The 24,977-nt window shown below is 65.2% G+C and carries 25 protein-coding genes; 12 read left to right on the plus strand and 13 right to left on the minus strand.

Translation table 11 applies throughout. The features are described 5' to 3' along the window. Positions 1–2 precede the first annotated feature (2 nt). Both ACTG4X_RS14545 and ACTG4X_RS14550 read right to left on the minus strand, forming a co-directional pair. Positions 3–1,025, minus strand: a complete 1,023-nt coding sequence (locus tag ACTG4X_RS14545; RefSeq protein ID WP_440534142.1) for a tripartite tricarboxylate transporter substrate binding protein — start codon at positions 1,023–1,025, stop codon at positions 3–5. A 48-nt stretch (positions 1,026–1,073) separates the two neighbouring features. Then, a complete protein-coding gene (locus ACTG4X_RS14550) occupies positions 1,074–1,811 on the minus strand; it encodes a GntR family transcriptional regulator (RefSeq protein ID WP_440534143.1) in 738 nt (245 codons plus the stop codon). 624 nt (positions 1,812–2,435) lie between these two features. Here ACTG4X_RS14550 and ACTG4X_RS14555 point away from each other — a divergent pair. The 3 genes from ACTG4X_RS14555 to ACTG4X_RS14565 all read left to right on the plus strand — a co-directional run bounded on the left by ACTG4X_RS14555 (position 2,436) and on the right by ACTG4X_RS14565 (position 5,930). Further along, on the plus strand, positions 2,436–3,788 hold the full coding sequence (locus tag ACTG4X_RS14555; protein WP_440534144.1) for a hypothetical protein: 1,353 nt from the start codon (positions 2,436–2,438) through the stop codon (positions 3,786–3,788). 194 nt (positions 3,789–3,982) lie between these two features. Continuing rightward, a complete protein-coding gene (gene dusA / locus ACTG4X_RS14560) occupies positions 3,983–4,984 on the plus strand; it encodes a tRNA dihydrouridine(20/20a) synthase DusA (RefSeq protein WP_093052401.1) in 1,002 nt (333 codons plus the stop codon). Between the two features lie 166 nt (positions 4,985–5,150). Next, positions 5,151–5,930: an IclR family transcriptional regulator gene (locus tag ACTG4X_RS14565; RefSeq protein ID WP_093078044.1), complete on the plus strand. Its 780-nt coding sequence runs from the start codon at positions 5,151–5,153 to the stop codon at positions 5,928–5,930. 18 nt (positions 5,931–5,948) lie between these two features. Here ACTG4X_RS14565 and ACTG4X_RS14570 read toward each other — a convergent pair whose 3' ends face one another. The 5 genes from ACTG4X_RS14570 to ACTG4X_RS14590 all read right to left on the minus strand — a co-directional run bounded on the left by ACTG4X_RS14570 (position 5,949) and on the right by ACTG4X_RS14590 (position 8,965). Further along, entirely contained in the window at positions 5,949–6,623 is a 675-nt protein-coding gene (locus ACTG4X_RS14570) for a winged helix-turn-helix domain-containing protein (protein ID WP_440534145.1), read from the minus strand. Continuing rightward, entirely contained in the window at positions 6,620–6,778 is a 159-nt protein-coding gene (locus tag ACTG4X_RS14575) for a hypothetical protein (protein ID WP_176928735.1), read from the minus strand. Before ACTG4X_RS14575 ends, ACTG4X_RS14570 begins: the two co-directional genes overlap by 4 nt. Before the next feature lie 25 nt (positions 6,779–6,803). After that, positions 6,804–7,712, minus strand: a complete 909-nt coding sequence (locus tag ACTG4X_RS14580; RefSeq protein WP_440534146.1) for a DUF2145 domain-containing protein — start codon at positions 7,710–7,712, stop codon at positions 6,804–6,806. Continuing rightward, positions 7,709–8,170, minus strand: coding sequence for a hypothetical protein (locus tag ACTG4X_RS14585; protein ID WP_440534147.1), 462 nt, complete (start codon positions 8,168–8,170; stop codon positions 7,709–7,711). Before ACTG4X_RS14585 ends, ACTG4X_RS14580 begins: the two co-directional genes overlap by 4 nt. 132 nt (positions 8,171–8,302) lie before the next feature. Continuing rightward, complete coding sequence (locus tag ACTG4X_RS14590; RefSeq protein WP_440534148.1) at positions 8,303–8,965, minus strand: DUF3313 domain-containing protein; 663 nt, start codon at positions 8,963–8,965, stop codon at positions 8,303–8,305. 157 nt (positions 8,966–9,122) lie between these two features. Here ACTG4X_RS14590 and ACTG4X_RS14595 point away from each other — a divergent pair, with 157 nt between their 5' ends. After that, positions 9,123–9,737 carry a TetR/AcrR family transcriptional regulator gene (locus ACTG4X_RS14595; protein ID WP_093052382.1) on the plus strand — a complete coding sequence of 205 codons (615 nt, stop codon included), beginning with the start codon at positions 9,123–9,125 and terminating at the stop codon, positions 9,735–9,737. A 6-nt stretch (positions 9,738–9,743) separates the two neighbouring features. Here the strand turns inward: ACTG4X_RS14595 and ACTG4X_RS14600 are convergent, their stop codons facing one another. Beyond that, positions 9,744–10,385, minus strand: coding sequence for a GntR family transcriptional regulator (locus ACTG4X_RS14600; protein WP_093052379.1), 642 nt, complete (start codon positions 10,383–10,385; stop codon positions 9,744–9,746). 128 nt (positions 10,386–10,513) lie between these two features. Between ACTG4X_RS14600 and scpA the strand changes: the two genes are divergently transcribed. Genes scpA through ACTG4X_RS14635 form a run of 7 tightly spaced genes read left to right on the plus strand, consistent with a single transcriptional unit; the run spans position 10,514 to position 19,371 of the window. After that, positions 10,514–12,676, plus strand: a complete 2,163-nt coding sequence (scpA, locus tag ACTG4X_RS14605) for a methylmalonyl-CoA mutase (protein ID WP_440534149.1) — start codon at positions 10,514–10,516, stop codon at positions 12,674–12,676. 8 nt (positions 12,677–12,684) lie between these two features. After that, complete coding sequence (locus ACTG4X_RS14610; RefSeq protein WP_093052372.1) at positions 12,685–13,158, plus strand: GNAT family N-acetyltransferase; 474 nt, start codon at positions 12,685–12,687, stop codon at positions 13,156–13,158. Next, positions 13,152–14,201 (plus strand): methylmalonyl Co-A mutase-associated GTPase MeaB, encoded by a 1,050-nt coding sequence (gene meaB, locus ACTG4X_RS14615; protein WP_440534150.1) that lies wholly within the window; start codon positions 13,152–13,154, stop codon positions 14,199–14,201. The genes ACTG4X_RS14610 and meaB overlap by 7 nt, the downstream gene beginning before the upstream one ends. Positions 14,202–14,238: 37 nt before the next feature. Continuing rightward, positions 14,239–15,783 carry an acyl-CoA carboxylase subunit beta gene (locus tag ACTG4X_RS14620; protein WP_093052368.1) on the plus strand — a complete coding sequence of 515 codons (1,545 nt, stop codon included), beginning with the start codon at positions 14,239–14,241 and terminating at the stop codon, positions 15,781–15,783. A 20-nt stretch (positions 15,784–15,803) separates the two neighbouring features. Continuing rightward, positions 15,804–17,852 carry an acetyl-CoA carboxylase biotin carboxylase subunit gene (gene accC, locus ACTG4X_RS14625; protein ID WP_440534151.1) on the plus strand — a complete coding sequence of 683 codons (2,049 nt, stop codon included), beginning with the start codon at positions 15,804–15,806 and terminating at the stop codon, positions 17,850–17,852. Next, the gene (gene bioB, locus ACTG4X_RS14630; RefSeq protein ID WP_093176609.1) at positions 17,852–18,886 is read left to right on the plus strand and encodes a biotin synthase BioB; all 1,035 of its coding nucleotides are present in this window, start codon (positions 17,852–17,854) and stop codon (positions 18,884–18,886) included. The genes accC and bioB overlap by 1 nt, the downstream gene beginning before the upstream one ends. Beyond that, positions 18,883–19,371, plus strand: coding sequence for a VOC family protein (locus ACTG4X_RS14635; protein WP_093052362.1), 489 nt, complete (start codon positions 18,883–18,885; stop codon positions 19,369–19,371). Before bioB ends, ACTG4X_RS14635 begins: the two co-directional genes overlap by 4 nt. Here ACTG4X_RS14635 and ACTG4X_RS14640 read toward each other — a convergent pair. Beyond that, the gene (locus tag ACTG4X_RS14640) at positions 19,361–19,858 is read right to left on the minus strand and encodes an Lrp/AsnC family transcriptional regulator (protein ID WP_093052359.1); all 498 of its coding nucleotides are present in this window, start codon (positions 19,856–19,858) and stop codon (positions 19,361–19,363) included. The two genes, ACTG4X_RS14635 and ACTG4X_RS14640, sit on opposite strands and share 11 nt — an antisense overlap. Positions 19,859–19,980: 122 nt before the next feature. Here ACTG4X_RS14640 and yedA point away from each other — a divergent pair, with 122 nt between their 5' ends. After that, the gene (gene yedA, locus ACTG4X_RS14645) at positions 19,981–20,910 is read left to right on the plus strand and encodes a drug/metabolite exporter YedA (protein ID WP_440534152.1); all 930 of its coding nucleotides are present in this window, start codon (positions 19,981–19,983) and stop codon (positions 20,908–20,910) included. Here the strand turns inward: yedA and ACTG4X_RS14650 are convergent. From ACTG4X_RS14650 to ACTG4X_RS14665, 4 genes are all read right to left on the minus strand, one after another. Further along, a complete protein-coding gene (locus ACTG4X_RS14650; protein WP_093052353.1) occupies positions 20,876–21,514 on the minus strand; it encodes a LysE family translocator in 639 nt (212 codons plus the stop codon). The genes yedA and ACTG4X_RS14650 overlap by 35 nt on opposite strands. Continuing rightward, entirely contained in the window at positions 21,511–22,143 is a 633-nt protein-coding gene (locus tag ACTG4X_RS14655) for an RnfABCDGE type electron transport complex subunit B (RefSeq protein ID WP_440534153.1), read from the minus strand. The genes ACTG4X_RS14650 and ACTG4X_RS14655 overlap by 4 nt, the downstream gene beginning before the upstream one ends. A 25-nt stretch (positions 22,144–22,168) precedes the next feature. After that, positions 22,169–23,599 (minus strand): polyhydroxyalkanoate depolymerase, encoded by a 1,431-nt coding sequence (locus ACTG4X_RS14660; RefSeq protein WP_440534154.1) that lies wholly within the window; start codon positions 23,597–23,599, stop codon positions 22,169–22,171. A 157-nt stretch (positions 23,600–23,756) separates the two neighbouring features. Beyond that, positions 23,757–24,953: an amino acid aminotransferase gene (locus ACTG4X_RS14665; protein WP_440534155.1), complete on the minus strand. Its 1,197-nt coding sequence runs from the start codon at positions 24,951–24,953 to the stop codon at positions 23,757–23,759. Positions 24,954–24,977 lie beyond the last annotated feature (24 nt).

The raw sequence follows: 24,977 nt of genomic DNA on the forward strand, positions 1-24,977 counted from the left end.
GCTCAGCCCACGACAATCTTGCGGTCGCGCACGATGCGCGCCCACTGAGCCCGTTGGGCTGAAAGAAAACCCGTCACCAGGCCTTCCGGGCCATCGGGGAAAGCCTCGCCACTCAGCGCCCGGATGCGGCCGAGCACTTCGGGGTCGGTCATGGATTTGCGAATGGCCGCGACCAGCACAGCCTTGGTCGCCGGGTCGATGCCGGCGGGCGCCAGCACCGGATTCCATTCGAGCACTTCGTAGGCCGGCACGCCGGCTTCTTCCATTGTCGGGATGGTGGGCAGCGCCCGGGTGCGCCGGCGCGTGGTCACGGCAAGCGGACGCAGACGGCCAGACTGGATCTGCCCCAGAGACGACGCAACGTTGGCAAAGAAGAGCGGCACTTGCCCGCCCATCACGTCATTCATGGCCGGGCCGCCGCCCTTGTACGGAACGTGCGTGAGGGTCACGCCCGCGCGGTCTTCGAAGAGTGCGCCCGCGAGATGCTGGGCAGAGCCGTTGCCGGAGGATGCATAGGCGATCTGCCCCGGCTTGGCCTTGGCCATCTGCACGAGATCTTTCACGCTCTTGGCTTCGAAGCTCGGCGTGCAGACCAGCACGTTCGGAAACAGCGCCAGGATGCCGAGCGGCGTGAAGGACTTGTCGTTGTCGTAGGGGAGCTTGGGGAAGAGCGCAGGGTTCACGGCAAACGAAGACGCGTCCACCAGCAACTGCGTGCCGTCGGGGTTGGCACGGGCCACCTGCCCGGCGGCAATCTGTCCGCTGGCACCGGGCTTGTTGTCCACCACCACCGTCTGGCCCAGTGCATCGGCGAGCCGCGGTGCAATCAGGCGTGCCATCAGGTCGGCACCACCGCCGGCCGCATAGGACACGACCAGCGTGATGGTCTTGCCGCCTGCGATCTGACCCGCGGCGCGGGCCAGGGCCCAAGGTGCCGCCGCAACGGCAGCACCGGCGCGCAGCAACTGGCGCCGCGAGCGATCAACCGTGACCTGGCTGAAACTGGAAATCGATGCTTCTTTCATGGCGCTCTCGCAAAAGGTTAAGGGCAAGGGGTGGTGCGTCGCACCGGTTCAGGTGATCGTGACGGTGTAGTGGAAGGCGTAGGCGTCGCCCCGCGTGTAGCGGGCCTCGATGCAGCGACCGCTGAAGTCGTACGCGCTGCGGGTCACCAGAGCGCAGGGGTGGCCCGCCGGCAAGTCCAATTGGCTCGCGTGCAGACGAGCGAGGGTGCCGAACGCGATTTCGTCGACGGCGCGATGCACGGCGACGCCGCAGCGCTCGGCGAACATGGGGTACAGCAAATCGCCCCACTGAACAGGATCGTCATCGACCAGGCTGGTGAACAGATCGAGCGGGAGCCAGATTTCTTCGGCAACACATGGCTGCCCCGACAGGGAGCGTACGCGCAGCAGACGCAATGCCGTGCTGCCGGACTCAAGCCGAAGGCGCCGCGCGACGTCCGAAGGCGCAACCAGCACCTTGCGCGAGACGATGCGGGAGACAGGCACTTCCCCGGTGCCTTCGCCAAAGCGGAAGAACCGCATCATGGTCCCGGCGGTGGTCATGCCGACTCGCACGAATGTGCCGCGGCCCTGAATGCGTTCGATCAATCCGTCGCTTGCAAGAAGCTCCAGCGCATGACGCAAGGTGCCAAGGGCGACCCCGTGTTCGGAGGCCAGCGTCTGCTCCGCCGGCAGTGCAGCACCAGGTGGCCATTCGCCTGCCACGACCCGTGCCCGCAAGGCCGCCGCGAGCGCGGCGTAACGGCTTTGCCCCGGCTCGGAAGGAACTACGGTCAACGACGGCATTTGGATTGATCTAGTCCTGTAGATGACTAAATGATAACAAATCTCAGCTGGGAAGAATTGTTTTGTAGCACTTGTAATTTATTGAGCTCGATTTCTGCGAATTTGCGACTGGTGCGGCGGCGTCGGACGTGAGCAGCCAGCCCTGACTCGCCTCGCGCCATAACTTGGCAGCGCCGGTGGCTTACCGCATTTACATGTCACCGATATCACTATTTCGGGTGATGCCTAGAGAGAAATAAATCGATTCAATCAAATCTGTGCACTTTTGCGTGCACAGCCAAGCTGCCGTAGCTGATCGACCGACGTCGATCTCCTCCATCTGGCGGTGTCGGGACGAATGCTTTTCGCCCAGATGTCTTTGGTTACGTGAGGCCTGATTGCTGTTGCATTTCCGGGCTCGCGTGATCACGTCTGATCGGCAAGGCCCGAAATCCGGAAGCCGAGGACTGCTTGGGACATTCCAAAAATCACCTAGGAAAAGTAATGGACCGTAGAAAGTTTTCGCTCACGATGGTGGGCGCGGCAGTGTTGGCCGGGTGCGGAGGAGGCGGGGGAGGTGGTGGGTTTGCGTTTCCCCCGATTGCGAGTGCGCCGCCCGCTCCTGCACCCGAGGTGGCGCCTCCCGTGCCAGCGCCGGTGCCCGATCCCGGCCCTGTCGTACCTACGGCACCCGAGCTTGCAACGCCGACGTCCCTGCCGGCCGGCACGGCGTTCCTGCAAACCGTTGCCGCGACCGACGGTGATCGTTCCATCGCGCCCGGACAGGCCAATATCTGGGACCTGAATGAGGACTTCTCGATCGAGGATGGAGGTGACGACCAGTTCGACGGGACCTTGCATCTGCTCGTGGACGTCGGCGGCGTGCAGGCCGGATTCCCTTCAGACCAGACCTACGCGGAACTGACCGCACTGGGCCCGGAGATGGGGCCTTCGGACGGCGTCAAGGCGGTGACCTTCACCTCGGATACCAATTTCCTGCAAACCACAGGTGGGTACGCCTATCTGCACGCGGGCGCCGAGGTTCGCCTTCAGCAAACCTTGAACCTTGGCAGTGCCGTCGGACCCGGGATCTCGCTGGTCTGGGATGGAGTTCCCAGTCCAGGCAATGCCGCTGCTCCGATGTCGGATCCGGGCCAGTTCGGCCAGGTGGTTGTGCGCGATACGGCGGGCGCGCTGTTGGCTACGCTCTTCAAGGTCGATCTCAATGGGGTTTCCGGAACGTGGGGCTCGGCCTCGCTGGCAGCGTTTGTCGGCCAGACCGTGGTGCTGTCGTTCGAGCAGCGGGTATGGGTTAGCGGTTCGGCCATTGACAACGTGTCCGTCAAGGACGGTGCCAACACGGAATTCGTCGTCAATGGCGACTTCGAAGCCGCAGGCGCGGGCTGGACGGTTTCGGCCTCGAAGATCGTGCAGAACGTGCGTACTGGCGTGAGAACCCTCAACGGACTCGAGGTGCAGCGCACGTTCTATACGCAACCCAACCTGCTGTGGGCGCGCATGACCGATGTCTTCCGCAATACCACCGCCGCGCCTATCGATGCCGTGGTGTCCTACGCGACCAACCTCGGCTCCGACAGCTTGGGCATCATTTACCCCACGCCGGGCGCAACCCAGAAAGCGCTGAGCACGTGGGACTACAAGTCGAACAGTGGAAATGTCGGAGATCGGGATGTCGGTTTTGCATTCGGCACTGCGGATGTCGTCAACTACAGGTCCGACACGGCACTTGGCGTTGGAGCCGGGACCGATGACGTGCTATTCCAGTTCAACATCTCGGTCCCGGCAGGCGGCAGCGTCACGCTGATGAACTTCCTGGTGATGTCGGGCACGGACACGGGCCTCGTTGCCACGGACATCACGGCAAGGGCGACCGAAGTGGATACGCAGCTTGCGGACATTGCCAATAACTTCCGGACCAACTTCGCGTACCAGCGGGGCCTGACCCAGGCTCAGTTGGACACGGTGAAGAACTTCTAGGCGGTCGGCGGGCAGGCGGCCTACTTCATCCGCCTGCCCTAGGGCCGCGATCTTCTGTCGCGCGCGAATCCCCTGAATCGTTGCCGCGTGAGAAACTACCGGCTTGATGTAGCCGATGCCCGTGCAGATGCTGACAGGACCGGCGAGCGAGGTCGGATCCCTGGTCTTCGAACGGTTGGCGGGGTTCCAAGTGTATGAGTGACAACGCTAAGCCATTGAATTTAAAAGAGAAAACCATCTCGGTCGCCCCGATGATGGACTGGACGGACCGCCATTGCCGGTACTTCCATCGTCTGCTGTCGCGCCACGCGCTGCTCTACACCGAGATGGTGACGACCGGCGCGCTGGTGCATGGCGACGTGCCCCGTCACCTGCGCTTCAACGCTGAAGAGCATCCGGTGGCGCTGCAGCTCGGCGGCAGCGAGCCGGCTGACCTTGCGCATTGCGCGAAGCTCGGCGAAGAGTGGGGCTACGACGAGATCAACCTCAATTGCGGCTGCCCGAGCGAGCGCGTGCAGCGCGGCGCGTTCGGTGCCTGCCTGATGAACGAGCCGCAACTGGTGGCCGACTGCGTGAAAGCGATGGTCGACGTGGTGAGCGTGCCCGTCACGGTCAAGCATCGCATCGGCATCGACAAGATCGAGAGCTACGAATTCGTGCGCGACTTCGTCGGCCAGGTGAGTGAGGCTGGCTGCCAGACTTTCATCGTGCATGCGCGCAATGCGTGGCTGCAGGGTTTGAGCCCGAAGCAGAATCGCGAGATTCCGCCGCTGCGCTACGAGCTGGTGCACAGGCTGAAGCACGAGTTTCCGGCGTTGTGCTTTTCGATCAATGGCGGCATTTCGGTCAATGCACAGGTGCATGAACACCTGCGTCTGCTCGACGGCGTGATGGTCGGGCGCGAGGCGTATCACAACCCCTGGTGGCTGGCCGAATGGGACGCCGAGTTCTTCGGCGCCGAAGCACAGCCGCTGACGCGCGAAGAGGTCGAGTCGCTGATGTGCGACTACATGGCCCGCGAGGCGGCCGAGCACGGCACGCAGTGGTGGTCGATCGCGCGGCACATGCTGGGCCTGCGCAACGGCCTGCCGGGCGCGCGCCGCTGGCGCCAGGTCTGGAGCGATCACCGGCTCAAGACGCTGCCTGCGCACGAGGTGATGGCGATGGCGCGCGAGCCTGTCACGCAAGCCGCCTGAACCCGAAGCGCATCACGCGCTTTCTCCCCGGGAAGCGGGCCTGTCACGGCCCCCAAATTTTCAGTTGAAACGTTGTTCCAAAAAACGCTACTTCACGATAAGTGGCGCGTCAACCGTTTTTTGCTGAAAAATGAGGAGCATCAGGGACATAAAAAGGTTTGGATACATGAATGACGCGATTGGCGGCAAAGAAGAAGTAAGTGCGCTCGCCAGGGGTCTGGCTCTCCTCAGGGTCATCGGCATGGCATCGGCACCGATAGGCAATCGCGAACTGGCAGACACCACGGGCATCCCCAAGGCCACGGTGTCGCGGCTCACCGCCACGCTGGTGAGTGCGGGGTATTTGCGACAGTCGCAGGACAGCGAGCGCTTCAGCCTCGGCCCGGCGCTGCTGGACATGAGCAGCCGCTACCTGCGCCATTTCGACCTGCGCACGGTGGCGCGGCCGCACTTGGCGGCGTTGTCGGAGTCGGCCGGCGTGAGCGTGCACATGGGCGTGCGCGACGAGCTCGACATGCTCGTCATCGATTCGCTGCGGCCGCGTTCCGTGGTCATCAGCTCGCGCATCGAGGTGGGCACGCGCATGGCCATCGCCACTTCGGCCGCCGGGCGCGCCTACCTGGCGGCGCTGCCCGCGCCGGAAAAAGCCGAACTGCTGGAGCAGATCCGGACCGAAAGCGGGGAAAGCTGGAGCGCCATCGAGGCTGGCCTGATGGCCAGCCTCGACGAGTACGACCGGCTGGGCTACTGCGGCTCTTTTGGCGAATGGAATCCGCACATCCACGCCATCGGCTTCGCACTGGAGGGCCCGCGCGGCGAGCGCTACTCCGTGAGCTGCGGCGGCCCCGCCTATCTTCTGCCCAAGGACACGATGGTTGTGCGCATCGCGCCGCTGCTGCTGGAGACGGCGCAGCGTCTCGTCGGGGAAACCGGTACGTCGACCTAGAACTGGGGCCGTCCGGCCCTAGTGGTCGTTGCGCAGCGCCAGCACGTACCCCTCGCCGCGCACGGTATGGAGCAGCTTCAGGTCGAACGGATCGTCCAGTTTCTGGCGAAGCCTGAGGATGCCGACCGTGACCATGTTGTCCCGCTCGCTGGTGCTTGATCCCCACGCGGCCTTGATCAGCTCGGCGCGCGACAGCACCTGGCCTCTGCGTGCCATCAGCGCGTCCAGAAGCTCGAACAGCGTGGCACTGAGGCCGAGATCCACGCCTTGACGAAACGCCTTGCCGCTCGCGCGATCGATGGCCAGGTCCGCCAGCCGCAGGACGGCCGCCTCCGGACCATGACCGCCTGACGCCAGCGCCCAGGCGCGCGCCACCAGATCGGCCGGTGCACAAGGCTTGACCAGGTACTCGGTCGCGCCCTGCGCCAGTCCTTCGAGACGGTCGGCCACCTGGTCTCGTTGCGTCAGCACCAGCAGCGGGGCACTGCTGCTGCGGCGAACGGAGCGTATCGCCACGTGCGCGGCGGCCGGTTGCGCGGCGTCAAGAAGAATCAGTGCGTACGGCTTGCCTGTGAAGAGCCACGCGTCGGCATCGCGGGAGTCGATCACGTCGACAGCCAGGCCACATCGTCCGAGCACGCCGCCAAGTTCGTCGCGCGTTCCGTTTCCGGATCTGAGAAGCAGGACATTCATGGGGTGGAGCCCTTTGCCGGTGTCGAAGCCAGCGCGGCTGGAGCATTCGGGGACATGTCGGGTTGCCTGTGCGCGCAACCGTCCATCAGAAAGACGCCGACCACCATCGCGAGCACCGCGGCGTGGGCAACTGCAAAGCTGGAGAGGTACTTCATTTGCTGTCGTTTGCCCTTGAGTGTTTCAGTCGAGAAGGACGACGCGATCGCCGCCGGTGGGTTGGCAGCCGTCGAAGACGGGTTCCCAGCTGCGGTGCACCACGACCTGCCTGCTGTCGTGGCACAGCTCGATGCGCTCGCTTGCGGGGCGCTGTTCGCGCACGAAGGCTTCCACGGTCGAGGGCAGGCTGACGCGCAGCTTCAGCGCATAGATGTCGTCCTGCGGGTGGTCGTCCAAGTGCAGCAGCGGCACGAAGCTCGACGCGAAGACGAGCGCATGCGAGCCGACATCGACCGGCTCGGGCTTGTAGGGCGCCTCGCGCAGCCATTGCTGGGCGCGCTCGCGCAGATCGTCTCCGTCGGGCAACTCGCCCCACGCCACGGCGAGCAGTTCCATCACCCACTGGTTGCAGTTCTGGTAGCGCAGGCTGAACGGATAGGCATTGGCGCTGTAGCGCGCAGCCAGCAGATGCAGGGCGCGCGGCGTGTCGAGCGCCGCGCCGCGCAGCGCCTGTGCCGCTTCGGAGGGCAGGGCCACGATGGAGACGTAGCCCAGCGCAGAGTCGTCGATGCCCATGACGAAACCGGCCAGGCCCTGGTCATAGAGGCGAGGGTGTCCTTCGTCGCAGGCGTAGTACAGCTGCCGCGCGGACCATGTGCCGTCCGCGGCTTTCCAGGCGATGGCGGCGTGGGAGTAGCGGATGTGAAAGCGCGAGAGATCGAGTCCGGAGCGGCTGATCAGCACGGCGTCGCTGCCTGTGTTCGAAAGCGCTTCCTGCACGACGGCGGTGAAGCGCAGCAAGCGATCCTGCTGACCTGCTGTGAGCGGTTTCGCGCGATCGCAGAATTGCGACGACGCCGCGTGCGCAACGCCACCCGCCAAGGCGAGGAAGGCCGAGAGCCCCAGCAGCAACAGACGGCGGGCGACGGTCAAAGGCTCACGGGGCGCGCGGCAAGCCCCCCGTACCAATCGTCGGCAAGCACGAGGTAGAACGCCTCGCGCGTGTCGCCACGTGCGAAGGCGGTGCCGTAGGTGCGCTGTTGCGCGTGCACGAGGTCGCCGAGGCCCAGGCGTTCCTTCGCGAAAGTGGCTTGCGGCAGTTCGAGCACGATGCGCTGCTGCGCGTCGCTGTCGCTCTGCATCGCGACGCGCGTGAAGCCCTCGCGACCTGTGGCTTGCGCGACTTCGGTGATGCGGTAGTCGCCTTCGGCCACCTTGTCTCCGTCGAACGAACTCTTGCTCGAACCGCGCAGCGATGCCGACACGCTGCCGCTCGATGCCGAGCCGGCACTGGAGGCCACGGACGACGTGAAGCTGTCGGCCTGTGCATTGAAGGCCGTGGTGAGTACGGCTGTGATACCCGCGAGGCGGAAGAAATGAAGGAAGGTCATGGAATGCTCCGGCTGTGTGTGAGGGAGGAAGTCATTTCGCGTGGAAGATGCCGAGCCTGGACCGGCGGGCCCGTGCGAAGGCGCACCGCAACTTGATGCAGGCCCTGCGCAGCCGTCTCCAGAGCGCCGTCGTCATTGCAGGTACGCGACCAGCTGGTCGGCGCCGTTTTCAATGCCTGCGATGGAAGCGCTCCGGGCCCCGATGCCGGCCTTGAGATTCCATGCGTTCGGGTATTGCTTGGTGACGTAGGCGCCGAGCAGTTCGTTGGTCGAGGCGTCGTAGATTTCGACGGCAAAGCTCACCGAGCCCGTCATCGCGCCTTCCTTGCCGCGGATGGCCTGCACGGCGTTGTACGGGCCGCCCAGCAGGTCGAAGCGCGAGAAGGTGCTGAGAACGGCGGTGTTCGTCTTGGCGCCGGTGAGCGTCAGCTTGATCCGTACGGCGTTGGCGTTTCTGCCAGGAGCGTTCCGGAAGCGCGCATTCAGCTTGTCAGTGAACTGGTTCTGCATGTAGCGCGCCAGGAATGCCTTGTCGTCTTCCGACACGTCTTCGAACTGGCCGTCGCTGCCGCGGTAGATGGCGACCGGATCGAGGACGAAATCCGAATACCGCCGCCAGTCGATGTTTGCCTTGTATTCGAATGGAATGCGGCCGGAGTCGTCATGCTGGCTGGGTCGCAGCTGGGACGCGGAGGCGATGCCGGCATACGGCACCGGCTGTGTGCTGGCACACGCCGTCAGGATCAGGCAGACCGCCAGGGTGATGGCCTTGGGAGCATCGGAAAGAGCACGCATCGCGTTCCTTGAATTGGGAAGAAGTGAATGGACAAGTGAATGAAGAAGGCAACGACCGTGTCCAGATTTAAAACTGTACGGTACGGTTCATTATTGAGGTGGATTTTGGCGATGTCAAGAAAACTGTACAGTTGGGTATTCTTTTGAGGGAAATGCGATGAAGGTCAGGACAGAAGCGCGGCGCAACGTCATCCTTGAAGCGGCGGTGGCGCTGTTCAAGGAGCTGGGTTACGAGCGCACGTCGATGAACGAGCTCGCAAAGCGCCTGGGTGGGTCGAAGGCCACCCTGTACGGATACTTCGCCTCGAAAGAGGAGCTCTTCAGGGCGGTCGTGCAAACCGTGGCCGTTTCGCATCTGGCTGAGGCCGCGGCCGAGTTGCAGGAGGCGAACGAGACCGCCACGCTCGAGGCGCAGTTGATGCGGTTCGGCGAGCGGATGCTGTTCGTGTTGACCAACGACGCGGACGCGCTGGCGGTCTACCGGATGGTTCTTGCCGAAGCCGGGCGCTCCGACGTGGGGCAGCAGTTCCAGGAGTCGGGGCCTGCCGAATACATCCGAACCCTCGCGGGGTTCATGGATGCGGCGATGAAGCGTGGCGAACTACGGCGCCGGGACCCACACGTGACCGCGCTGCAGTTCACCACGTTGATCACGGCGGAGACCCAGGCGCGGCTCTTCCAGGTCGACCCCGAGCCCGTGTCGGTAGAGCAGATTCACGCGCTGGTTCAGCGCGCCGTCGACATGTTCCTCGCCGGTGCCGCGCCGCGCTGAAAGGCGCTAGTTCGCGGCTTCGAGCCCGTTCTGGAAGTGCTCGCGCATGCGGGCCATGGCGGCTTCCGCGTCCCGCGCCTCGATGGCCGCCATCACCGAGCGGTGCTCCGCCAGCGACTCGGCGATCCGGCCGGCTTTCAGCAGCGAGTTGTGCCGGTTGAGCTTCATCACCTTGCGCAGGTCGGCCACCATCTGGTCGCGCCACTTGTTGTTGGCGATGGCCAGCAATCGCATGTGAAAGCGCTCGTTCAGGGCGAAGAAGTGCTCCCGGTTCTCGGGCGAGGCTGCTGCTTCCAGCTCGGCGTGCAGCGCCTTCAGCTCGGCGCGCTGCGCGTCGGTGGCGCGCTCGGCCACCACGCCGGCGGCGTCGCTCTCCAGCAGCGAGAGCAGGTGGTACACGTCGGTCAGGTCCTGCTCCGACACCTCGGTCACGTACGCGCCGCGCCGCACCTTCATCGTCACCAGGCCTTCGGCCGCCAGCACCTTCAGCGCCTCGCGCAGCGGCGTGCGGCTGATGCCGTATTCCTCGGCCAGCTTGAGTTCGTCGATCCAGCTGCCGGGCTCCAGCTCGCGGCGAAAGATCCGCTGGCGCAGCAGTTCGGCCACCTCTTCATAGAGGGCGCGGGGGGTGAGGGTGACGGCGGACATGGGCCGGACTGTACTTCAAAAACGTTGTTTGAATTAATAATTATGGATCGGTTAGACTCGCGGCCGGCTTGCAAATCCGTGCAGGCGAATTTGCGAATACCCTGCAAGACACTGCGAACGGCCCCTTCATGAGCAGCACACCCGAACCCTCTTTCAAGCCCGCCGACCTCGAAGCCTGGGCCAAGGCTGCTGCCAAGTCCGCACCCGGCGGCGACGTGAACGCGCTGAACTGGATCACGCCCGACGGCATCGCCGTGAAGCCGCTGTACACCGCCGCCGACCTGCAGGGCCTGAAGTACACCGACACGCTGCCCGGCTTCGAGCCCTACCTGCGCGGTCCGCAGGCCACCATGTACGCAGTGCGCCCCTGGACCATCCGCCAGTACGCCGGCTTCTCCACCGCCGAAGAGTCGAACGCCTTCTATCGCAAGGCGCTGGCCGCCGGCGGGCAGGGCGTGAGCGTGGCCTTCGACCTCGCCACGCATCGCGGCTACGACAGCGACCACCCGCGCGTGACCGGCGACGTCGGCAAGGCAGGCGTGGCAATCGACTCGGTCGAGGACATGAAGATCCTGTTCGACCAGATCCCGCTCGACAAGGTCAGCGTGTCGATGACGATGAACGGCGCCGTGCTGCCGGTGCTGGCGGGCTACGTGGTCGCGGCCGAAGAGCAGGGCGTGGCGCAGGACCAACTGAGCGGAACCATCCAGAACGACATCCTCAAGGAGTTCATGGTCCGCAACACGTACATCTTTCCGCCAGCGCCGAGCATGCGGATCATCGGCGACATCATCGAGTACACGGCGCAGAACATGCCCAAGTTCAACTCGATCTCGATCAGCGGCTATCACATGCAGGAAGCCGGCGCCAACCAGGCGCTCGAACTCGCCTTCACGCTGGCCGACGGCAAGGAATACGTGAAGACCGCACTGGCCAAGGGCCTCGACGTCGACGGCTTTGCCGGACGCCTGAGCTTCTTCTGGGCCATCGGCATGAACTTCTATCTCGAAGTGGCCAAGATGCGTGCGGCGCGCCTGCTGTGGTGCCGCATCATGAAGGAGTTCAACCCCAAGAACCCCAAGAGCCTGATGCTGCGCACGCACTGCCAGACCTCGGGCTGGTCGCTCACCGAGCAGGACCCGTACAACAACGTGGTGCGCACCACCATCGAAGCGATGGCCGCGGTGTTCGGCGGCACGCAGAGCCTGCACACCAACGCGCTCGACGAAGCCATTGCGCTGCCCACCGAATTCAGCGCCCGCATCGCGCGCAACACACAGCTCATCATCCAGGAAGAGACGCACATCACCAACGTGATCGATCCCTGGGCCGGCAGCTACATGATGGAGAAGCTCACGCAGGACATGGCCGACGCGGCCTGGGCCATCATCGAAGAGGTCGAGGCGATGGGCGGCATGACCAAGGCGGTCGACAGCGGCTGGGCCAAGCTCAAGATCGAGGCGGCTGCCGCCGAGAAGCAGGCGCGCATCGACTCGGGCAAGGACGTGATCGTCGGCGTCAACAAGTACAAGCTGAAGAACGAAGACGCGATCGACAGCCTCTCGATCGACAACGTGAAGGTGCGCGACCAGCAGGTGGCGCGGCTGCAGAAGATCCGTGCCTCGCGCGACACCGCCAAGGTGCAGGCCGCGCTCGACGCGCTGACCACTGCTGCCGAGAACAACACCGGCAACCTGCTGGCGCTGAGCATCGACGCCGTGCGTCTGCGCGCCACGGTGGGCGAGATTTCGGACGCGCTCGAGAAATCATTCGGCCGCCATCGGGCCGACACGCAAAAGGTGACCGGTGTGTACGCAGCTGCCTATGACTCCGCCGAAGGCTGGGAAGCCCTCAAGACCGAAATCAACGCCTTCGCGGAGGAGCAGGGCCGCCGTCCGCGCGTGATGATCTCCAAGCTCGGGCAGGACGGCCACGACCGCGGCGCGAAGGTGGTGGCCACGGCATTTGCCGACCTGGGTTTCGACGTGGACATGGGGCCGCTCTTCCAGACGCCCGAGGAATGCGCGCGCCAGGCCATCGAGAACGACGTGCATGCAGTGGGCGTGAGCACGCTCGCAGCCGGCCACAAGACTCTTGTGCCGGCCATCATCAATGAGCTCAAGAAGCAGGGCGCGGACGACATCATCGTGTTCGTCGGCGGCGTGATTCCGCGGCAGGACTACGACTTTCTCTACGAAGCCGGCGTCAAGGGCATCTACGGACCGGGCACGCCCATTCCGGCCAGCGCCAAGGACGTGCTGGAGCAGATTCGCGCGGCGGTCACGGCCTGAGGCGCGACGTGGGCGATCTCTTGTCGCGGCTGTCGCTGCAGCCGGTGGATTCCAGCGATTTCGAAGCCATGCTGGCCCTGCGCATCGACGCGATGCGCCCGAGCCTGGAGCGCGTGGGCCGTTTCGATGCAGCGCGTTCGCGCGAGCGCCTGAGCGCGGGCTTTCTCGTGCCGTACATGCACCACATCGTGCTCGACGGCGACCAGCGCATCGGCTTCGTCACGCTCAAGCCCGAGGACAGCGATGCGCTGCGCCTCGACCATCTCTACCTGCGCACCGGCTTCCAGGGCCTGGGCATCGGTGAATGGGTGCTGGAATGGGCCAAGTCGCAGGCGCGCGCGCAGCGGCTGGACATCAAGCTCACCGCGCTCGTGAAGAGCGACGCCAACCGCTTCTACCTGCGGCACGGCTTCGTGCTCGAGGGCGGGGAGGGCGTCGACCTGCACTACCGCTGGCGCGTGGCTTCGGAGGCTGCGTGCTGAATACGGCACAGGCGCTCGAACGCGCCGTCGCTGAAACCGACGGCATGGCGCAACGGCGCGCCGTTGCAAAAGCCATCACGCTGCTCGAGTCGACGCGCGCCGACCACCGCACGCAGGCCGACGAACTGCTCACGGCATTGCTGCCGCGCACGGGCAACTCGTTCCGCCTCGGCATCTCGGGCGTGCCGGGCGTGGGCAAGTCGACCTTCATCGAAACGCTGGGCCTGCTGCTGATCGGCAAGGGCCATCGCGTGGCGGTGCTCACCATCGACCCGTCGTCCACCGTGTCGGGCGGCTCCATCCTCGGCGACAAGACGCGCATGGAACGGCTCTCGGTGCACGAGCGCGCCTACATCCGGCCGAGCCCTTCGAGCGGCACGCTGGGCGGCGTGGCCGAGAAGACGCGCGAGGCAATGCTGGTGTGCGAGGCCGCCGGTTATGACATCGTGATCGTCGAAACCGTCGGCGTGGGCCAGAGCGAAACCGCTGTGGCCGGCATGACCGACATGTTCGTGCTGATGCAGTTGCCCAATGCCGGCGACGACCTGCAGGCGATCAAGAAGGGCGTGATGGAGCTGGCCGACCTTGTCGTCATCAACAAGGCCGATCTCGACAAGGACGCCGCCACGCGCGCGCAGGCTCAGATCACCTCGGCGCTGCGGCTTTTCGGCCACCAGGGCAACCCAGACCATGCACACGCGGTGCATGACGCGCACAGCGGCGCGGAGGTGCGCTTCTGGCTCCCCAGGGTACTGCAGCTGAGCGCGCTCGCCAACACCGGCGTCGATGCCTTCTGGGACGCCGTCACGCAATTCAGACAACTGCAGACCGCCAACGGCAAGCTCGCCAAGCGCCGCGAGAAGCAGGCCACCGCGTGGATGTGGGAGCGCATCGACGCTGGCCTCAAGCACGCCTTCAGGCATCACCCGCAGGTGCGCGAGCTGCTGCCCCAGCTCACGCAGCAGGTGGCGCAGGGCACGTTGCCGGCATCGACTGCGGCGCGCAATCTGCTCGCCGCAGCCGCCATCACGGCCAGACCATGAGACACGAAATTCAGGACCACAGCTTCGGAAGCACACCATGCAAGAACTGATCGAACAACTCGAAAAGCGTCGCGCCCAGGCGCGTCTCGGCGGCGGGCAGAAGCGCATCGACGCGCAACATGCCAAGGGCAAGCTCACGGCGCGCGAGCGCATCGAGCTGCTGCTCGACGACAACACCTTTGAAGAGTGGGACATGTTCGTCGAGCACCGCTCGGTCGATTTCGGCATGGCCGAGCAGAAGATTCCCGGCGACGGCGTGGTCACCGGCTACGGCATGATCAACGGCCGCCTGGTGTTCGTGTTCAGCCAGGACTTCACTGTCTTCGGCGGCGCGCTCAGCGAAGCGCATGCCGAAAAAATCTGCAAGGTGATGGATCAGGCCATGAAGGTCGGCGCGCCCGTCATCGGGCTGAACGACTCGGGCGGCGCTCGCATCCAGGAAGGCGTGGCCTCGCTCGGCGGCTATGCCGACGTGTTCCAGCGCAACGTGATGGCCTCGGGCGTGGTGCCGCAGATCAGCATGATCATGGGCCCCTGCGCGGGCGGCGCCGTGTATTCGCCCGCCATGACCGACTTCATCTTCATGGTGAAGGACAGCAGCTACATGTTCGTCACCGGCCCCGAGGTGGTGAAGACCGTGACGCACGAAAGCGTCACGGCCGAAGAGCTGGGCGGCGCCATCACCCACACCACGCGTAGCGGCGTGGCCGACATGGCGTTCGAGAACGACGTCGAGGCGCTGCTGATGCTGCGCCGCCTGTACAACTACCTGCCGCTCAACAACCGCGAGAAGCCTCCGGTGCGCCTGGGCAACAACGGCCTGGGCGACCCGGCCGACCGCCCCGACTACTCGCTCGATACGCTGGTGCCCGACAACCCGAACAAGCCCTACGACATCAAGGAGCTGATCCTGAAGGTAGTGGACGACGGCGACTTCTTCGAGCTTCAGCCCGACTACGCGAAGAACATCGTGATCGGCTTTGCCCGCATGGAAGGCCAGACCATTGGCATCGTTGCGAACCAGCCGTTGGTGCTCGCGGGCTGCCTCGACATCAAGAGCAGCATCAAGGCCGCGCGCTTCGTGCGCTTCTGCGATGCGTTCAACATTCCGGTTGTCACCTTCGTCGACGTGCCTGGCTTCATGCCCGGTACGGGGCAGGAGTACGGCGGCATCATCAAGCACGGCGCCAAGCTGCTCTATGCCTACGCCGAGTGCACGGTGCCCAAGATCACCGTCATCACGCGCAAGGCCTACGGCGGCGCCTACGACGTGATGGCCTCGAAGCATCTGCGTGGCGACGTCAACCTTGCCTGGCCGCGTGCCGAGATCGCGGTGATGGGCGCCAAGGGCGCGGTGGAAATCATCTTCCGCGAGGACAAGAACGACCCCGAAAAACTCGCCGCCCGCGAGGCTGAATACAAGGCCCGTTTCGCCAACCCGTACGTGGCGAGCGCACGCGGCTACATCGACGACGTGATCCTGCCGCACGAGACGCGCAAGCGCATTTGCCGTTCGCTGGTGATGCTGCGCGAGAAGAAGCTCGAGAACCCGTGGCGCAAGCACGGGAACATTCCACTGTGAGCGGCACGGAGAAGAAGAGCATGTTCAAGAAGATCCTGATTGCGAACCGTGGCGAAATCGCCTGCCGCGTCATTCAGACGGCGAAGAAGATGGGCATCCTCACGGTCGCTGTCTATTCCGACGCCGACAAGGAAGCCCGCCACGTCGAGCTGGCCGATGAGGCCGTGCACATCGGTGCAGCGCCCAGCCGCGAGAGCTACCTGCAGGCCGACCGCATCATCGCGGCATGCAAGCAAACTGGCGCCGAGGCCGTGCATCCGGGCTACGGCTTCCTGTCGGAGAACGAAGCCTTCGCGCGCAAGGTCGAGGAAGAAGGCATCGCCTTCATCGGGCCGAAGCACTATTCGATTGCAGCGATGGGCGACAAGATCGCCTCGAAGAAGCTCGCGAACGAAGCCCAGGTCAATACTATTCCGGGCTGGAACGACGCCATCGAGACGGCTGAGCGCGCCGTCGAGATTGCCAAGGACATCGGCTACCCCGTGATGATCAAGGCCTCGGCCGGCGGCGGTGGCAAGGGCCTTCGCGTGGCCTTCAACGACAAGGAAGCCTTCGAGGGCTTCACCTCATGCCGCAACGAGGCGCGCAACAGCTTCGGCGACGACCGCGTGTTCATCGAGAAGTTCGTCGAGGAGCCGCGCCACATCGAAATCCAGGTGCTGGGCGACTCGCACGGCAACGTGATCTACCTGAACGAGCGCGAGTGCTCGATCCAGCGGCGCCACCAGAAGGTGATCGAGGAGGCGCCGTCGCCCTTCATCTCCGACGCCACGCGCAAGGCGATGGGCGAGCAGGCGGTGCAACTGGCCAAGGCCGTGAAGTACCAGAGCGCGGGCACGGTGGAGTTCGTGGTCGGCAAGGACCAGAGCTTCTACTTCCTGGAGATGAACACGCGCCTGCAGGTGGAGCACCCGGTGACCGAGTGCATCACCGGCCTCGACCTCGTCGAGCTGATGATCCGCGTGGCGGCCGGCGAGAAGCTGCCGCTGACGCAAGCCGAGGTGAAGCGCAACGGCTGGGCGATCGAGTGCCGCATCAATGCCGAAGACCCGTTCCGCAATTTCTTGCCGTCGACCGGCCGGCTGGTGAAGTTCCAGCCGCCGGGCGAGACCATGTTCGCGAGCGACACCGAGCACCTGCAAGGCGTGCGCGTGGACACGGGTGTGTACGACGGCGGCGAGATCCCGATGTATTACGACTCGATGATCGCCAAGCTCATCGTGCACGGCAAGGACCGCCAGCATGCGATCGCACGTATGCGCGAGGCGCTCAACGGCTTCGTGATCCGCGGCATCAGCAGCAACATTCCGTTCCAGGCGGCGCTGCTGGCGCATCCGAAGTTCGTGGCGGGCGACTTCAACACCGGCTTCATCGCCGAGCACTACGGCAAGGGCTTCCACGCGGAAGACGTGCCGCACGCCGATCCGTCGTTCCTGATCGCGCTCGCGGCCTACGTGCATCGCCGCTACCGCGCGCGTGCCTCGGGCATCAGCGGGCAGCTCGAAGGCCACGGCGTGAAGGTGGGCGAGCAGTTCGTGGTGGTCGAGCTGGGGCCGGAAGGCAAACACGTGCACCATCCGGTGTCGGTCACCGACTTCCATGGCAAGACCGGCGCGAGCGCAGTGGCCGTGGGCGGCAAGACCTACAAGATCGACAGCAGCCTGGCGCTGGGAGCGATCCGCGTGCAGGGCACGGTCAACGACAAGCCCTTCACCGCGCAGGTGGAGCGTGGCGCGGGCAAGAGCCCGCTGGCGCTGCGCGTGTCGCATGACGGTACGCAGATCGAGGCGATGGTGCTGTCGCCGCTGGGCGCGCGCCTGCTCGAGTTGATGCCCTACAAGGCGCCGCCGGACCTGAGCAAGTTCCTGATGTCACCGATGCCGGGCCTGCTGGTCGAGGTGTCGGTGCAGCCGGGCCAGCAGGTGCGCGCTGGCGAGAAGCTGGCCGTGATCGAGGCCATGAAGATGGAAAACGTGCTGTTCGCCACGCAGGACGGCGTGGTCGGCAAGATTTCGGCGGGCAAGGGCGAATCGCTCGCCGTCGATCAAATCATTCTGGAGTTCAACTGATGGGTGCCAACGACTTGCAACAGGCGATCACGCTGCACCGGCCCGCGAAGGCCGCTGCCTCCAAGACCGAGGGCCCGTGGTCCGTCGAGGCGATCCAGACGCTGCTCGACAAGCCGCTGATGGACCTGCTGTTCGAGGCGCAGACCGTGCACCGCCAGCATTTCCCCGAAGGCGACATCGAGCTGGCCACGCTGCTGTCGGTCAAGACCGGCGGCTGCCCCGAGAACTGCGGCTATTGCCCGCAGTCGGCCGAGTTCGATACCGGCGTGAAGGCGCAGAAGCTCATGGAGGTCGACGAGGTGCTGCGCGCCGCGCAGGCCGCCAAGGATGCCGGTGCCACGCGCTTCTGCATGGGCGCCGCATGGCGCGCCCCGAAGGACCGTGACGTGGAGAAGGTGGCCGTGCTGGTAGAGGCCGTGAAGGGGCTCGGCATGCAGACCTGCGCCACGCTCGGCATGCTGGAGCCGCACCATGCGCACCAGCTCAAGGCCGCGGGCCTCGATTACTACAACCACAACCTCGACACCGCGCCCGAGTACTACACCGACGTGGTCGACACACGCACCTACCAGGACCGGCTCGACACGCTGGCCCATGTGCGCAGCGCGGGCATCAGCGTGTGCTGCGGCGGCATCGTCGGCATGGGCGAAGCACCGGTGCACCGTGCGGGGCTGATCGCGCAACTGGCCAACCTGAATCCGTACCCGGAATCGGTGCCGATCAACAGCCTGGTGCGCGTGCCCGGCACGCCGCTGGCCGACTCGGACCCGGTCGACCCCTTCGACTTCGTGCGCATGATCGCGGTCGCGCGCATCACCATGCCGACCGCGCGCGTGCGCCTGTCGGCCGGCCGACAGCAGATGGGCGACGCGGTGCAGGCGCTGTGCTTCATGGCGGGCGCAAATTCGATCTTCTACGGCGACAAGCTGCTCGTTACCGGCAATCCCGACGTCGAAGCCGACACGGTGCTGCTGCGCAAGCTGGGCCTGAATGCGCGGCAGGTTCAGGAGCAGCCGGAAGGCTGTGCCGCATGACCACTGTCGCACGCCCCTTCAAGGTGCTGGGCATCCAGCAGATCGCCATCGGCGGACCCGACAAGCTGCGGCTGCAGAAGCTGTGGGTCGACATGCTGGGGCTCGAAGTCACGGGCACGTTCAAGAGCGAACGCGAGAACGTGGATGAAGACATCTGCGCGATGGGCGTGGGCCCGTTCAAGGTCGAGGTCGACCTGATGCAGCCGCTGGACCCGGAGAAGAAGCCCGCCGTTCACACGACGCCGCTCAATCACGTGGGGCTGTGGATCGACGACTTGCCCAAGGCCGTCGAATGGCTCACGGCGCAGGGCGTGCGCTTTGCGCCGGGTGGCATCCGCAAGGGTGCCGCCGGCTTCGACATCTGCTTCCTGCACCCGAAGGCGAACGACGAGTTTCCGATCGCGGGCGAGGGCGTGCTCATCGAGATGGTGCAGGCGCCGCCCGAGGTGGTAGCGGCGTTCAGCGCGCTCGCTGCTACGCGTTGAGCACTTTCCTGATCGGCGGCTTCACGTCGGAGCGCTGAGGCGGCAGCATCGCCTGATGCTCGCGCGCCGGATTCAGGATGATCGAGGTCGCCGTCTCCGTGAGGATGCAGAACTTGGTGACCACCGCGTCGAGGTGGCTCACGTCGATCACCGCGATCTCGAGGATCCAGCTGTCCTCTCCGGTTACGTTGTAGGCATTGACGCATTCGGGCGTGTCCTGCACCAGTTTCACGACGAGGTCGTAGTCCGCGCGCCCGACGCGGATGATCGCGCGGATGCCGTAGCCCAGCTTGCCGAGGTTGACGGTGGCGCGGTAGCCGCTGATGACGCCCGCAGCCTCCAATTTCTTCACGCGCTCGGTTACTGCCGGCTGGCTCAGGTGCACGCGGCGGCCCAGTTCGGCCATGGTCAGGCGCGCATCGGCCTGCAGTTCGGCGAGGATGCGGGTGTCATGGGCGTCCAGCGCGGGGTTCAAGGGAAAGTCCATGAAACTCCTTCAAATCGACGGTTTGGCGAGGGCAGAACCATGAAATCTGCATGGCTGCCGAGGGACGGCTTTCATACCATGACCGGCACCCAATACCAAGAATCAGAAGAGACACCTTCGACATGCCTACCTTCGCTTCTCCCGCTCATGCCACGCCAGCCGCGGGCCGCCCCGGATTGCCGCCGCTGCTGTGGCTCTGCCTTGCCGCCACCTGGGTGGTGTGGGGCTCGACCTACCTTGCGATCAAGTACGCGCTGATCAGCTTTCCGCCGTTCTTGCAGATGGGCTCGCGCTTCCTGGTCGCGGGTGTGCTGCTGGCAGCGTGGATGCGCTGGCGCGGCGCGCCGTGGCCCTCGCTGGTGCAGTGGCGCAACGCCTTCATCGTCGGCGCGCTGATGCTGGGCGGCGGCATGGGCGGCACGGCGAACGCCGAGGTGTCGATCGGTTCGGGGCTGGTGGTGGCGTTCATCGCGGTGATCCCGCTTCTGATTGCGCTGCTCAATTTGATTTGGGGTGTGAAGCCGTCGCGGCTCGAAGCTGCGGGCATCGCTCTCGGCCTCGCCGGCGTGCTGATGCTCACGCAGGGCAGCGGCTTCCGCTCTTCGCCCGAAGGACTGGTTGCCATCTGCATTGCCTGCGTCTGCTGGTCGCTTGGCAGCGTGCTGAGCCAGCGCAGCCTGCCGCTGGCGTCCGGTGCGATGGGCTTCGCGAGCGAAATGCTCTGCGGCGGCGTGGTGCTGATGGGGCTCGCCGCGGTGTCTGGCGAAACGATGAGCTGGCCGCCACAGGCCGAAGCGGTCGCTGCGTGGATCTATCTGGTGGTGTTCGGCTCGCTGATTGCCTTCAACGCCTACATGGTGCTGCTGGCCAGGGCGCCGGCCGCGCTGGCGGCGAGCTACACCTTCGTGAACCCGGTGATCGCGATGCTGCTGGGCGTGTGGATCGCCAACGAGGCGGTCACGCGCTTCGAGTGGTATGCGGTGGCCGTGGTACTGGCGGGTGTGCTGCTGTTGCTCTTCAAGCGCCGGGGCGGCGCCACACAGCCAGGGTAGCCGCGAGCAACCACATGCCGGCCGCGCAACCGCGGTTCATTGCCCTGAGGCCCCGCTGCGAGAGGAAGCGCACGGCCTGCGTGCCGGCCGATGCATAGGCCAGCATCACGCAGGTATCGAGCACGACGAACACTGCACCCAGCAGCAGGTACTGCGGGCCTTGCGGCTTCGCGATGTCGACGAACTGCGGCAGGAATGCCGCGAAGAACAGCACCGTCTTCGGGTTCGACAGCGCCACCATCAGGCTGCGCAGCAGCGCGACACGGCCCTGCGGACGGACTTCGAGCGGCGACTTGGCCAGCGCGGTGCGCAGGTCGGTGGTTTCGCTGCGCCACAGCTTGATGCCCAGCCATACGAGGTAGGCCACGCCTGCGACGCGGATCGCATTGAAGAGCCACTCCGAGGCCGCCAGCAACGAGCCCAGTCCGAGCGCGACGACGGCGATCAGGGTGATGCTGCCGAGCGACGCACCCGCAATGCCCCAGCTCGCGCGGCGCATGCCGCCCTCGATGCCGTTGGACAGCGCCAGCAGCATCGTTGGCCCCGGAATCAGGGCCAGCGCGAGCGAAGCGACGATGTAGATGAGCAGGGTGTCGAGCGTCATGGTTTGGTGGCTGGTGGGCGTTGTTGCGAGGCGGCGCGGGCACGCGCCAGGGCGGCTTCGACGATGGCGCGCTTGCGGGCGCCGGCGTCTTGCGGGGCTTCGGGCTCGGGCGCCGTTTCGGCCAGCCGGGCGTCGGTGTTGCGGTGCCTGCCATGCACTTCGTAGCGGTGCCGGGCACTTTCGGCCTGCTCGGCCGACCAGGCTTGCCAGCCGCTGAGGCCCGGCGTCTCGACTTCGAGCGAGATGCAATCGACGGGGCAGACCGGAATGCACAGTTCGCAGCCCGTGCAGTGGGCCTCGATCACGGTGTGCATGCGCTTGTTGATGCCGACGATGGCGTCGGTGGGGCAGGCGTCGAGGCACAGCGTGCAGCCGATGCACCAGGCCTCGTCGATGACGGCCATGGCGCGCGGGCCTTCGGTGCCGAACTGGGGATCGAGGGGGAGCGTTGCGCGGCCGGTGAGCAGTGCGAGCCGCTCGATGCCTTCAGCGCCGCCCGGCGGGCACTGGTTGATGCCGGCCTCGCCGTCAGCCACGGCCTGTGCGTAGCCTGCGCAATCCGGGTAGCCGCACCGTGTGCACTGCGTTTGAGGCAGTGCGTCGTTGATGCGTGCGGCCAGCCCGTTCACTTGGTGATGAGGTTGCGTGCGCTCTTCAGCGCGCCGCACCGGTGCCGGGCTTCTTGCGCGCGACGGGCTTCTTCACTGCCACGGCCGTGGCCTTCTTTGCCGGCAGTTTCTTGGCCGCGACGGCGGGCACCTTGCGGCCGGGCTTGATGCTGTCTTCGGCGGCCAGGCCGCCGCGGTTGCCGGCGCGGCTCTGGGGCTGGTCGTTGGCCGCGATGAATTTCAGCACCTTCGGGTAGACCAGTTCGCGCCAGCGGCGGCCGCTGAAGATGCCGTAGTGGCCGGCGCCTTTCACTTCGTAGTGCTCGCGCTTGTCATTGGCGATGCCGGTGCACAGGCTGTGCGCCGCTTCGGTCTGGCCCGAGCCCGAGATGTCGTCGAGTTCGCCTTCGACCGTGAGCAGGGCGGTCGAGTGGATGTCTTGCGGGTGCACGCGCTCCACCTGACCCTGGGGGTTCTTGACGTCCCAGGTGCCGTTGACCAGGTCGAATTCCTGGAACACGGTGCGGATGGTCTCGAGGTAGTAATCGGCGTCCATGTCGAGCACGGCGTTGTACTCGTCGTAGAACTTGCGATGGGCCTCGGCGCTGGCGTCATCGCCCTTGATCAGGTCCTTGAAGTAGTCGTAGTGGCTGCTGGCGTGGCGGTCGGGGTTCATCGCCACGAAGCCGGTGTGCTGCAGGAAGCCAGGGTAGACCTTGCGGCCCGCGCCCGGAAAGCCCTGCGGCACGCGGTAAATCACGTTGTTCTCGAACCACTCGTAGCTCTTGTTCATCGCGAGGTTGTTCACCGCGGTCGGCGACTTGCGTGCGTCGATGGGGCCGCCCATCATGGTCATGGTCAGCGGCAGCTGTTCGCCGCGGCTGGCCATGAGCGACACGGCCGCGAGTACCGGCACCGTCGGCTGGCACACGCTCACCACGTGGCAGTTGCCGTATTCGGCCTGCAGGCGGCGGATGAACTCCTGCACGTAGTTGATGTAGTCGTCGAGGTGGAACTCGCCTTCGGACAGCGGCACGAGGCGCGCGTTCTTCCAGTCGGTGATGTAGACCTTGTGGTCCTGCAGCATGGTGCGCACGGTGTCGCGCAGCAGCGTGGCGTAGTGGCCCGACAGGGGCGCCACGATCAGCACCACGGGCTGGCTCTTGAGCGTCTTGAGAATGTGCGGCTCGTCGGTGAAGCGCTTGAAGCGGCGCAGCTCGCAGAACGGCTTGTCGAGTTCGACAGCCTCCTGGATCACGACCTCTTCGCCGTCGACCTTGACGGACTTGATGTTGAACTCGGGCTTCTCGTAGTCCTTGCCGAGGCGATAGAGCAGGTCGTAGCCGGCGGCCATGCGCTGGGCCATGGGCAGCTGGCCCCACACGGCGCCCTGGCCGTAGAGCTTGGAGGCAGCCTGTGCGAAGTCCGAGAACGGCTCCATCAGGGAACGCTGGGCTTCGTAGAGTTGATAGAGCATCGCTGGTCTTGGAGTGGAATGTTGCGGTGCAATATATCAGCGCATTCGCTGCATTGCAGGGGGCCTAACCCCTACATCGGCCCCGCCGCGAGGAGCCTTCTTCCACAGAATGTGAAGGAATCGTCGCGAAGGCGATTCCCTCACACCTTGTTGTCACCTAGATGACTTTGGCGATCGAGGCACAGACGTACTCGATGTTCTTGCTGTTGAGCGCGGCCACGCACATGCGGCCGGTGTCGGTGCCGTACACGCCGAACTCATTGCGCAGGCGCACCATCTGGTCCTTGCTCAGGCCCGAGTAGCTGAACATGCCGATCTGCGTGGTGATGAAGCTCATGTCTTCCTTCACGCCGGCGGCCTTGAGGCCGTCGACCAGCTTCTGGCGCATGGCCTTGATGCGCACGCGCATCTCGCCCAGTTCCTTTTCCCACAGGGCGCGCAGTTCGGGGTTGCCGAGCACCGCGGCCACCACGGCGCCGCCGTGCGTGGGCGGGTTGCTGTAGTTGGTACGGATGGCGATCTTGAGCTGCGACAGCACGCGGCCGGCTTCTTCCTTGCTCTCGCACAGCACCGACAGGGCGCCCACGCGCTCGCCGTACAGGCTGAAGCTCTTGGAGAACGAGGTCGAGACGAAGAAGGTCAGGCCGGCATCGACGAACTTGGCGACGGCGGCGCCGTCTTCCTTCAGGCCGTAGCCGAAGCCCTGGTAGGCCATGTCGAGGAAAGGCACGAGACCCTTGGCCTTGACAGTGGCGACGACCTGGTCCCACTGCTGCGACGTGATGTCGTAGCCGGTCGGGTTGTGGCAGCAGGCGTGCAGCACGACGACGGTGCCGGCAGGGGCTGCGTTGAGCGCGGCCAGCATGCCGTCGAAGTTGATGCCGCGCTTGGCGGCGTCGTAGTAGGGGTAGCTTTCGACTTCGAAGCCGGCGTTGGTGAACAGCGCGCGGTGGTTTTCCCAGCTCGGGTCGCTGATCAGCACCTTGGCGTTGGGGTTGAGCTTCTTCAGGAAGTCGGCGCCGACCTTCAGGCCGCCAGTGCCGCCGATGGCCTGGATGGTGGCCACGCGGCCCGAGGTGACGGGTTCGCTGTCGGCGCCGAAGACCAGCGCCTTGACAGCGTTGTCGTATGCGGCAATGCCGTCGATGGGGAGGTAGCCGCGCGCCGTGGGCGCTTTCATCATGTTCTGCTCTGCCGCTTGCACGCACTGCAGCAGTGGCAGCTTGCCGTTGTCGTCGTAATAGACGCCGACGCCGAGATTGACCTTGTTGGGGTTGGTATCGGCTGCAAATTGCTCGTTGAGGCCGAGGATCGGGTCGCGCGGCGCCATTTCGACCGCGGTGAACATAGACATGGAAAGGTCCTTTGGGATGAAAGC

Source organism: Variovorax sp. YR566 (assembly GCF_051992195.1).
Lineage (GTDB): Bacteria > Pseudomonadota > Gammaproteobacteria > Burkholderiales > Burkholderiaceae_C > Variovorax.